The organism is Pseudomonas sp. BIGb0558, assembly GCF_024807515.1.
GTDB lineage: Bacteria > Pseudomonadota > Gammaproteobacteria > Pseudomonadales > Pseudomonadaceae > Aquipseudomonas > Aquipseudomonas yamanorum_A.
Genome location: NZ_JANUEW010000055.1, coordinates 19,758 through 30,272, shown reverse-complemented (window position 1 = coordinate 30,272; position 10,515 = coordinate 19,758). Strand labels below are relative to the sequence as shown.

Here is a 10,515-nt window from a genome sequence, read left to right as displayed (position 1 = left end):
GCATCGCAGGCAAGCCAGCTCCCACAGAAAAGCAGCTCTGCTTTCGCTCTGGATCTTGCTTTTAACACTCAGGTCGGCTTTCAGGCCGCCGTGCTCTTGCTTTTGATCTTGATCTGACTGCCCCATTCAGCCCGAGGCCGAATGCAGGGATTGAGGAGCGGGTAAACCGGCAGGACGCCGGTTTAGCCGCGACGGGGCAGAAACCATAAGCCGCCGTTACCCGAATAACGGATATGTACACCAAAGCCCCAACGATAGACCCCACCAATCACCCAGTCAGCCCAAGCGATTGGACGCTCCACCCCCAAGCTTCTAAGCTTCAGGCCTGCGCCACCCAAGAAGCCCGCCCATGATCGTCCGTCCCAAACCCAACCTGCTCGGCATCCTGTTCTCCCTCAAGGGTTCAATCGCCAAGCGCATCGCCCTGCGTAGCCTGATGGTCACCCTGCTCGCCTCAGTCATCGTACTGGTGGAAACCCTGCACCCCGCCTATTTCTCCAAGGTCAACGCCACCCCCTTCACCCTGCTGGGCCTGTCGCTGTCAATCTTCATGAGCTTTCGCAACAACGCCTGCTACGACCGCTGGTGGGAAGGCCGCAAACAACTGGGCCAGATGATCATCGAAGTACGCTCGCTGATCCGCGAAACCCAAGTCGTCAACCCTGCCGAGCGCGAAGGCATACTCCGCGGCCTCTGCGGCTTCGCCCACGGCCTGGTCGCACGCCTGCGCCTGGAAGATGAGGCGCACGCCATCAAGCCCTGGATCAACGTAAAGCCCAATCACCCCAATCCCCCCGACAGCATCCTGCAAGACCTCGGCGCCCGCTGTTCAAGCCTCGCCGAACAAGGCCAAATCAGCGACTGGCGCTACACCCAACTGGAAACCCGGCTGTACGGCCTGAGCCAGGTCCAGGCCTCGTGCGAACGGATCAAACACACCCCGCTGCCCTTCCCCTACACCTTGCTGCTGCACCGCACCATCTACCTGTTCTGCATCCTGCTGCCCTTCGCCATGGCCGAGCCGCTGGGCTGGCTGACACCGGTCTTTACCGCCATCGTCAGCTACACCTTCTTCGGCCTCGATGAAATCGGCGACGACCTCGAAGACCCCTTCGGCTTCGACGAAAACGACCTACCCTGCAATGCCATCGTCCGCACCCTGGAGCGCGAAGTGCTCGCCGCCCTCGGTGAAACCGTGCTGCCACCGGCCCTGGAGCCGATTGAGTTCGTGCTGACGTGATGCGGGTTTGACACTCGCGGTGACCTGACCGAAGCTGATGGCTTTGCACTAGCTCCCCAGCTTTCGGACGCCTGCATGTCAAAGTCACGCCGTTACTCCATCGTCGGCCTGTGCGCCCTGTTGTTTATCGCAGTCATCACCTGGTATTTCACCCGTACGCCACCGGTAGTGGTCCCACCGGCCATCGCCCATGGTTATGCCAAGGCCCTGAAACAGGCACGTAATGGCGAACCCGGCGCCGCCCGCGTGCTGTATCAACAGTTGGGCCGTCCGGACTTGTCCGACGTGCGCCGCGCCGCCCTGCATGCCGAACTGCCCAATTACCCCAGCCCCCAGGCCCTCAAGCTGGCGGACAAGGACCTGGCCAACGACGCGCCAATGGTGCGCGAGGCGGCGATCCACAGCATCGTCGGCCTGGTGCCCAGCGGCCAGCGCGTGTTGTTGCTGGGGCCACTGCTGGATGACACCGAGCAAAGCGTACGGTTTGCCGCGGCCAATGCCCTGCTGGGGCTGTCCCCCGACACCCTGGGCCTGTACTTCGGGCCGTTGCAGCAAGTGCTCGATGAATACGTGAAATTGCTCAAGGCTCAGCCCGAGAGCCCCGAAGGCTGGATCCAGCTGGCACGCCTGTACATTCACAGCGCGCTGCTGCCCGACGCACAAAACGCCCTGGAACAGGCGATGCGCCTGCAACCCGACAACCTGCAAGCCGTGGTCGCACAAATCGAATTGCTGGATAAACAGGGCAAGGTCGACGAGTCCCGCCAGCTCTTGGCCAAGCAGTTACAGGCCCACCCCGATTCGGCCTACCTGCAACATGCCCTCGGCATGTGGCTGCTGCACCACGGGGAGCGCGCGTTTGCCCTGCTCAGCCTGTCCCGGGCGGTGGAGCTGGAACCGAACAATCAGGACTATCGCTACGACCTGGCCACCACCCTGCACGCCCAGCAGGAACTGGAAGCCGCCCAGCGCCAGTTGGAAGAAATCGTCCAGCGCAACCCGGCCAACCGTAAGGCGCGGGTGTTGCTGGTCAATTACTGGAAAGAGACCGGCCAGTTGCAGAATGTCCAGGTGTTGCTGGCGCAGCTTGAACAGCAGAACCCGGACGATCCGGCACTCCAACAAGGGCTGTAAAAGCGCTAATTGATACAAAACGTTGAACCGCTACACGGCGTCACGGTCAAGTAAATATGGCGCGCTCTCGCGGGCGCGCACCTCTACTTATACGTGACCCGAGGGCACTTCTTGTCTACATCCAAAGAGCTGTTCACAGCAAAGGCAGCCACCGGTATTGAAGGTCTGGATGACATTCTTGCCGGGGGACTTTCCCGTAGCCACCTGTTCCTGCTGGAAGGTGAGCCGGGCACCGGTAAAACCACCGTGGCCCTGCAGTTCCTCCAGGCCGGCGCAAAAAAAGGTGAACGATCGCTGTACATCACCCTGTCGGAAACCGAGCGCGAGTTGCGCCAGGGTGCCAAGTCCCACGGTTGGGACCTGGACGAACACATCCATATCTTTGAACTCACGCCACCCGAAAGCCTGCTCAACGCCGAGCACCAGCAAAGCCTGCTGTATTCCTCGGACCTTGAGCTGGGTGAAGCCACCCGGCAGATTTTTGAAGTGGTGGAGCGGGTCAAACCCACCCGCGTGGTGATCGACAGCCTCTCGGAAATCCGTTTGCTGGCCCAGAGCTCCCTGCGCTATCGCCGGCAGATCCTGGCGATCAAGCACTACTTTGTGCGCTACGACGCCACGGTGCTGTTGCTGGATGACCTGACTACCGAATCCCTCGACAAAACCGTGCACAGCGTGGCCCACGGCGTGATCCGCCTGGAAGAACTGACCCCCAACTACGGTGCCGAACGCCGTCGTGTGCGGATCGTGAAGTACCGCGGCCAGAAGTACCGCGGCGGCTTTCATGACTTCACCATCATGGAAGACGGCGTGCACGTATTCCCGCGCCTGGTAGCGGCCGAGCACCGTGGCGGCTACAACCGCCAGACCCTGACCAGTGGAATTCGCGAGATGGATGCGTTGCTGGGCGGCGGTATCGAAACCGGTTCCAGCACCCTGATACTCGGCCCGGCCGGTACCGGCAAATCGCTGATCTCGATGATTTTCGCCGCCGCCGCCGTGGCCCGGGGCGAAAAAGCCGCGCTGTTCATTTTTGACGAAGAACTGGGCCTGCTGTTCGAACGCATGAAAAACATGGGGATCGACCTGCAAGCCCTGCAAGACACCGGCAACCTGCTGATCGAGCAAGTGGATGCCGCCGAGTTGTCCCCCGGCGAGTTCTCCCACCGGGTGCGTCGTTGTGTGGATCAGCGCGGGATCAAGACCGTGGTGATCGACAGCGTCAACGGCTACCAGGCTGCAATGCCCGAAGAAAACGCATTGATCCTGCACATGCACGAACTGCTGCTGTACCTCAACCGCCGTGGCGCCGCGACCTTCATGACCGTGGCCCAACACGGCCTGGTGGGCGACATGCAGGCACCGGTGGATATCACCTATCTGGCCGACACGGTGATCCTGCTGCGTTACTTCGAAGCCCTGGGCAAAGTCCGCCGGGCCATCTCGATCATCAAGAAACGTACCGGCAGCCACGAATCGACGATTCGCGAATACCGCATCGGTGGCCGCGGCATGACCATCGGCGAACCCCTCGATGCCTTCCAGGGTGTATTGCGCGGCGTGCCCACCTACATGGGCACCGATAACCCGCTGCTCCAGGACGAAAGTTCATGAGTGGCCTGCCGGCCATTTCCGAACGGGCGATCATTCTGGCCCCCCTGGGCCGCGACAGCTCCCTGGCGCTGATGATGCTCAACGAGGCGGGGTTCAACGGGATAATCGCGGGGCATTTGCAAATGCTCTGCGACGAGCTCGAGCACGGCGCCGGCCTGTTGATCATCGCCGCCGAAGCCATGCATGGCATCGACCTGGAACCGCTGTTGACCTATCTGCACCAGCAGCCGGCGTGGTCCGACCTGCCCATCGTACTGATGACCCATCACGGCGGCAGCGAGCAGAACGGCTCGTCGCACCTGAGCAAGCTGCTGGGCAACGTGACCTTCCTGGAGCGGCCGTTCCATCCCGTGACCCTGATCAGCCTGGTCAGCACGGCACTGCGGGGCCGTCGCCGACAGTACGAAGCCCGGGATCGCCTGATCGACCTGAGCCAGAGCGAACAACGCCTGCAAAGCACCCTTGAGACTCTCGAACAACAGGTGGAAGAACGCACCGCCCAGCTGCGCAACAACGAAGAAGCCCTGCGCCAGTCGCAGAAGATGGAAGCCGTAGGCCAATTGACCGGCGGCATCGCCCATGACTTCAACAACATGCTCACCGGCATTATTGGCAGCCTTGAATTGTTGCGACGCCGGGTAGCGCGGGGGCGTATAGACGACCTCGACAGCCTGATTGATCTGGGCGTGACCTCCGCCAACCGCGCGGCCGCCCTGACCCACCGTCTGCTGGCATTTTCCAGGCGCCAGTCACTGGATTCAAAACCGGTCCAGATCAACCAGTTGGTGGCGTCCATGGGTGAGCTGCTGGAACGCAGCCTCAATGAAAGCATCACCCTGGACATCCGCCTGACCGAGCAGCTATGGACCGCCGAAGTCGACCCCAACCAACTGGAAAGTGCCCTGCTCAACCTGGCGCTCAACGCCCGCGATGCGATGCCTGACGGCGGCCAGTTGGTGGTGGAAACCACAAATCGCCATCTCGACAGCGTGTTCACGGCGGCCTACGGCACCCTCACCCCCGGCGACTACGTGGAGCTGAGCGTCAGCGACACCGGCTGCGGCATGCCCGAAAGTGTGATCAGCCGGGCCTTTGACCCGTTCTTCACCACCAAGCCCATCGGCCAGGGCACGGGCCTGGGACTGTCGATGATTTATGGATTTGCCCGGCAATCCCACGGTCATGTGACCATCCACAGCGTCGTCGGCGAAGGCACCACCGTCAGCCTGTTTTTGCCACGATTTGTGGGTGAAATGATTGTGGATGAACCGCTCAACCCGGCCTTGCTGCCCTTCGCCAACGAAGGCGAAACCGTACTGATCGTCGAAGACGACCCGGCCGTGCGGGTGCTGGTGAGTGCCGTGCTGAGTGAACTGGGCTATGCGTTTGTCGAAGCCGGCGACGCCGACAGCGCCATGCCGATCATCGAGTCCGGCCAACGCATCGACCTGTTGATCAGCGACGTTGGGCTGCCGGGCATGAATGGGCGGCAACTGGCGGAAATCGGGCGGCAGGTACGGCCGGATTTGAAGGTGTTGTTCATTACCGGGTATGCGGAACACGCAGCGGTTCGCGGGGGTTTTCTGGACCCTGGGATGCAGATGATCACCAAACCGTTCACCTTTGATTTGCTGACGGCGAAGGTGCGGGAGATGATCCGGGCGTAACGCACGCCCGGCAAAGTGCGGTAATTATTAATTGTCGGCAGGTTGGAATCGTCACGACGGTATTGGGTACGAAGGTTCATATCTCAGCGCGCGCGATGCTGCTGGGGTGAACCCGACGATTCCCTGAAGGCCGCCCAATTATGATTTCGTCCAGTCGTGTAATCCCCCTGCACCAGTTGCCTGTCAATTCCGGCCCGGTGCCCCTTTCGGCAAACCAACCAACGGTCTCGGAACCAGGGTCATCCTCGGCAAGCGATGCGAGGCCTGTCGACTCGCGGGCCGAGGGCGACAGTGAACTGGCCAGGCTGTATGGCAATACGCTGCTTCGAACAAACGGGATGTCCAGTCATGACCGGGGGCTGATGATCGACAACATCCCGCCAAGCTCCACGTTTGGCCAGTGGTGGGCGCAATTGGGGCGCGCCCTCCAGTCACCACAGGTGGCCGAGTGGATGAAGTCTGCGCATGTTGATAAATCCACGCTGACAATCACCCCAGGATCAAACCAGGTCTCGTTCAAGACCACGCGCAGTCTCACATCGAGCCCGTCCTTGCAGACCCGTGGTCCGCAAGACAAGGATTGGGCGAATGTCAGTGGGCCTGTGATGGCCGCAGGCCTGATCGTGGCCAACGGATACAGCTTTGCAAGCTTCAAGCCTCCGCTTTCCGAGAACAGCAACAGCGCCCCGTTATGGCTGGTCAAGCGCTTCTACAAGGAACTGGAGCAATCGCCCGCTGAAACCCACCAGCGAGCGAAACAGATACTGGCAGACGAAGCGTTCCATACACTGGACGAGCCTTACTTCGAAGGGTTGCATGAGTCTCGCAGCGAAGATGAACTCGCAACCCAGAAGACCGCACTGGCGTCTCTTTACGACAATCAAAACCTGGGCAATGAATTCAAGTACCTGGCGGATCAACAGGTAGAAAACGGGTATTGGGAGGGACGAATCCCGCAGTATCTGGAGCAGACCCTTTTAATAGCGCGTTCCGACAGCCCATACGCAAACGAATCAAGCCCCAGCCTGAAGCAAATCATCGACGACAACGGTTGGGATATTCCCACCCACCGCGAACAATTGGAAAACCTCTCAAAGTATCTGCTCAGGCCCGAGCCGAGTGCCCCCGAGCATGGCAATAACGGCGGCGCATTAGCCTGGCCCACACCACTGGATCACCAAAGTCGGCTGCAGTTGGAGGCCGATCTTCATTACGGCAAGTTCGGCGACATTGATGTGAGTGCCTTCAAGAACGTGCTGGAATACCTGATGCAGGGCAATACATTTTCCCAGTCCGAGCTGCGCAATCCGCAACAGTTGCTCAAGACGCTCATCGACTCGCCCAAGGGGCAGGCGTTGGGTCTTGCGATCCAGGCCAAGTTCGAAGCCCGGTCGGTCAAGGGCAGTGTCGAGGACTGGCTGTTGGCAGCCATGAATATGGACGGCTATGTCGGCTCCGGCCCCCAGCGCAGGCCAGTCACGGTCATCTCCGGTTTCGACCTGATGGACAAAGAGACGTGGGGCAAACCTGCACCGGTGATCTTCAAGCACATCGTCGACTTTATGGTCAGGACTGGCGAGGCGTCATCCCCCGAAAAGGCATCGATTCTGGCCCACGTGTTGCTTTCGAACCGGGCACCCGAATATCTGGTCAAGGACATCCCGGACACTGTCGTTCCCGGCTCCCATAGCTGGGTCAGTTTTGTCACCGCCGTGGGGAGAATCGAGGCTAAAACGCCAGGCGCGACGGCAGGCATGAGTTACGGGCAAATCATGCTGTATGCCAGCGTGGCACCGATCTCCCTCAAGGAGCGCCAAGTTGAATATGCCGCGCAGGAAAACGCGCTTAAACATTGGGGGATCATCAACGGCATGGCCTCTGACACCCCGGAGCGAATGACCAGAGTCCGCGAAGCGTTCAGTGCCCAAATCAGTGAGTTACAGAAAGCCTCCGAAGCTTACCGCACGCCGATGCCGGACCTGCAGCTCATGGCATTGACAGAGTTGAAAGAATGCCTGCCCCACATGACCGAGAGCCAGTTGCAGGAAAAGTGCATCACGCTCGTCCTGGGCGACACGGGCCGCCCTGGCAATTACGATTTCCCGGGACCCTATTCCGTCCTGGATCTGTATATGAAAGACCGATTATTTGATCTTCCCTCGATGGAATTGACCGAGATAGATGAAAGTAAAAGGTCCCCCAATCTAAATAAATGGGTCTCTTCATCGGCGGCGGTGGACATCGACGATGTACTGAAAAAAGCCAGCGGTCGCCCGCACATACTGCCTGCATTTAAAGAAGCACTCAGCGCCTATATAGAAGGCATCGAGAATGCTACTCGCGCCCAGGTTAAACTTTTGATATCGCAGCTGCCCTATGAGGACCGGGAAAATCTTGAATATGGAAAAATTACGGTTGCCAAAGAGTTTGATGTTTTAAAAGACCACGTTGGCCGCGAAACGCGGACCCGGATGAAGCCAAACACTTTGGTAGTAAAAACCCAACTGAAAAACAAGCCAGTGACGACGTACGAGATTAATTTGCAAACGTCTAAAATCACCAAGCGTGAGGACTTCAAGGATTTTGAGGTGGGACGCCAGCGCACCGACTCTACCTATATTTTCAGGGAGTTTGACGAAGTAAAAACACGGAAATACTCGGAGGGAGAGACTGATGAAAAAACAATCACCGGCGCGTACCTGAATAGTTTCAACAGCACACGCACCACCTACATCGCTCAGGCGTTGTTGGATGACCTTGATATTAAAGGCTTGTACGATCAGGCCTGGGGTTCGACCACGCTTGATACCGAAGTCCCCGCGTATAAAAAGGTCCAGGAGTTTTTACTTAATTTGATTCCTGGAAGATCAGCGATCAAGAATTTCATGGCCGGTAATTATGGTGACGGCATTGTGGACCTGACCCTTGATGTGTTTGGTTTCGTCATGGGACTGGGCGCCGCAGCAAAGGCTACCAAGGCCCTGGCGGCCGGTGCCTCGGCACTGGCCAAGGCTGGCCGAGTGCTGAAGATCGTTGGACGGACGGCCATCGGCGTCCTTAATCCGTTGGACGGCGCCGCCGATATCGCGCGCGGTATTGCAACGCTGGGGAAAACCGGATTCAACAAGGGCGAAAAATTTTTCAGAACCCTGGCGGGCTCCGCCGACAACTATGATCTCGTGAGAGCCAGCAAACGTTTCGACTCGTCCTCATTCGGCACATTCAAGCTTAACAATGAGTTTCTTGAAGGGCCCGCCATTCTGCAAAATGGCAAATGGCATCACTACAACCCGGTGACCAGGCAAGCCTATGGCCCGCCACTAAAGGACTTTCTACCCTCCGCACGCATAGATACCGAAAGTTTCAAAAAATGGGCCGGGACAGACGGCGTCGCCAGCAAAGTGCATGACAACATTGTCACCGATTGGAAAAAAACCATTAACACTCATCGTCGAGGGCCTGACAAAGATGCGTTTGAACAGGGCTACTTGTCTGGAAACCCTCAGACCATCGCGGGCTTTTCCAATAACATGAAAGCGGCAGATATCATGAAGTTGGCGGGCAATAAGAGTCTCACCGCAGAGCAGGCAGGCATGCTCCTCAAGAGGTACGACGATATCGCCTATGAGTTTGGCCGCAGTGGAACAGCCAAGTTTATCGACAATCTCGAACCTCGCTTCGGAACCGTCAGGCCCATGCCCCAAGTCGTGTATTTGAGCATGACGAAGCAACTGTCCGAGGGGCAATGTGCTGCACTTTCACGCGCCATGGCGACCGCTATCGCGGAAGGGAACGAAGGGATACTCCTCAAGAACATGTACACCGCAGCAGCCTATCCAACGGCCCCTGCCTCCAGAGAGTTCATCGCCAGGCTCAACAGGCTTCAAAATCAACTGGAAGGCGAAACTGCATTCCGTGCAGGGATGCCGACCCGAGAGCTTTCATTTAAAGAAGTTGCTCAAGAGCTGGCGAACTCCACGGCTACAAAGTCAGTCATGATGGACATTCCAGGTCACGCTATGGCGGCGGGTGTAAAGATTGATGGCACTAAACGGACCTATTACTTTTATGACCCTAATCATGGCATTGTCGACTTCCAAAACGCGGAGGATATGGCAAATGGCCTGGAACGACTTTCTCGCGATAAGAAAATGAAGCCGCAATATAAAACGCGAAGCACCGACAGCAACAAGTTGACGTTCACCGTGTCTGATCATGATAACGCCTGGCAACAAAAAAATGGTGTGTTCGGTCCAGACTTTAAAAAAATTTATGACACACCCATCAAGCCCCCTAGGGCGGCGCCTCTTTCTCACGTGGAGTTAAAAACCAAGTGGGATGCATTGGGCAGTCAAGGCCTAGTGTGTTATGAGGCGTCTATGCGTGTAGGGCAAGTGGAAAAAACCATCTCAGGAGACGTGTTCGATGCGGTCAAAGACAGCATGACCCTTAAAGGATCTACAAACTACTCTCCGCGTTACCTGGAACTGATGGGAATCAAACCGGACGCACTTAAAACCACTTTCAATCCCGCCGAAATCACGGAGTCCGGGCTGCTGAACTTCAAGCACGCCAATGAAGGCGGAGAGTTTGGTCACACCGTCTACATTCAAAAAACCGCCGACAATGAGCTGTACCTTTTCAACACCAACAGCCCGGACCTGGACGTGGCGATGATCAAGGCAGGCAATCCGCCTGTCGTCAGCGGCGGAATGACCGTGTACCACCTTGGTAATGGAAAAGACAAAGGCCTGCAAAACTTCCTGGATGGAATTAACGGACAATCCGGTTGGCAGTACGCGTACACGCCCGCCAGTGCGCTGGATATCAATGTGAAGAGCATGACACCTTGATCGTCTA

5 protein-coding genes are annotated in these 10,515 nt (G+C 57.9%); all 5 read left to right on the top strand.

Annotated elements, in window-relative coordinates; translation table 11 throughout:
• Nucleotides 1-349: 349 nt before the first annotated feature.
• The 5 genes from M2400_RS31325 to M2400_RS31305 all read left to right on the top strand — a co-directional run bounded on the left by M2400_RS31325 (nucleotide 350) and on the right by M2400_RS31305 (nucleotide 10,508).
• Complete coding sequence (locus M2400_RS31325) at nucleotides 350-1,240, top strand: bestrophin family protein (protein ID WP_259201151.1); 891 nt, start codon at nucleotides 350-352, stop codon at nucleotides 1,238-1,240.
• Nucleotides 1,241-1,315: 75 nt separating this feature from the next.
• A complete protein-coding gene (locus M2400_RS31320; protein ID WP_177077804.1) occupies nucleotides 1,316-2,374 on the top strand; it encodes a tetratricopeptide repeat protein in 1,059 nt (352 codons plus the stop codon).
• 111 nt (nucleotides 2,375-2,485) lie between these two features.
• Complete coding sequence (locus tag M2400_RS31315; RefSeq protein ID WP_259201150.1) at nucleotides 2,486-3,988, top strand: ATPase domain-containing protein; 1,503 nt, start codon at nucleotides 2,486-2,488, stop codon at nucleotides 3,986-3,988.
• Entirely contained in the window at nucleotides 3,985-5,655 is a 1,671-nt protein-coding gene (locus M2400_RS31310) for a response regulator (protein WP_177044256.1), read from the top strand. The genes M2400_RS31315 and M2400_RS31310 overlap by 4 nt, the downstream gene beginning before the upstream one ends.
• 362 nt (nucleotides 5,656-6,017) lie before the next feature.
• On the top strand, nucleotides 6,018-10,508 hold the full coding sequence (locus tag M2400_RS31305) for a hypothetical protein (protein WP_259201149.1): 4,491 nt from the start codon (nucleotides 6,018-6,020) through the stop codon (nucleotides 10,506-10,508).
• Nucleotides 10,509-10,515: the final 7 nt, after the last annotated feature.

Bases quoted from the DNA above. Each gene is read 5' to 3' on its own strand.
- M2400_RS31325 (WP_259201151.1), top strand. From the start codon at position 350: ATGATCGTCCGTCCCAAACCCAACCTGCTCGGCATCCTGTTCTCCCTC.
- M2400_RS31320 (WP_177077804.1), top strand. From the start codon at position 1,316: ATGTCAAAGTCACGCCGTTACTCCATCGTCGGCCTGTGCGCCCTGTTG.
- M2400_RS31310 (WP_177044256.1), top strand. From the start codon at position 3,985: ATGAGTGGCCTGCCGGCCATTTCCGAACGGGCGATCATTCTGGCCCCC.
- M2400_RS31305 (WP_259201149.1), top strand. From the start codon at position 6,018: ATGATCGACAACATCCCGCCAAGCTCCACGTTTGGCCAGTGGTGGGCG.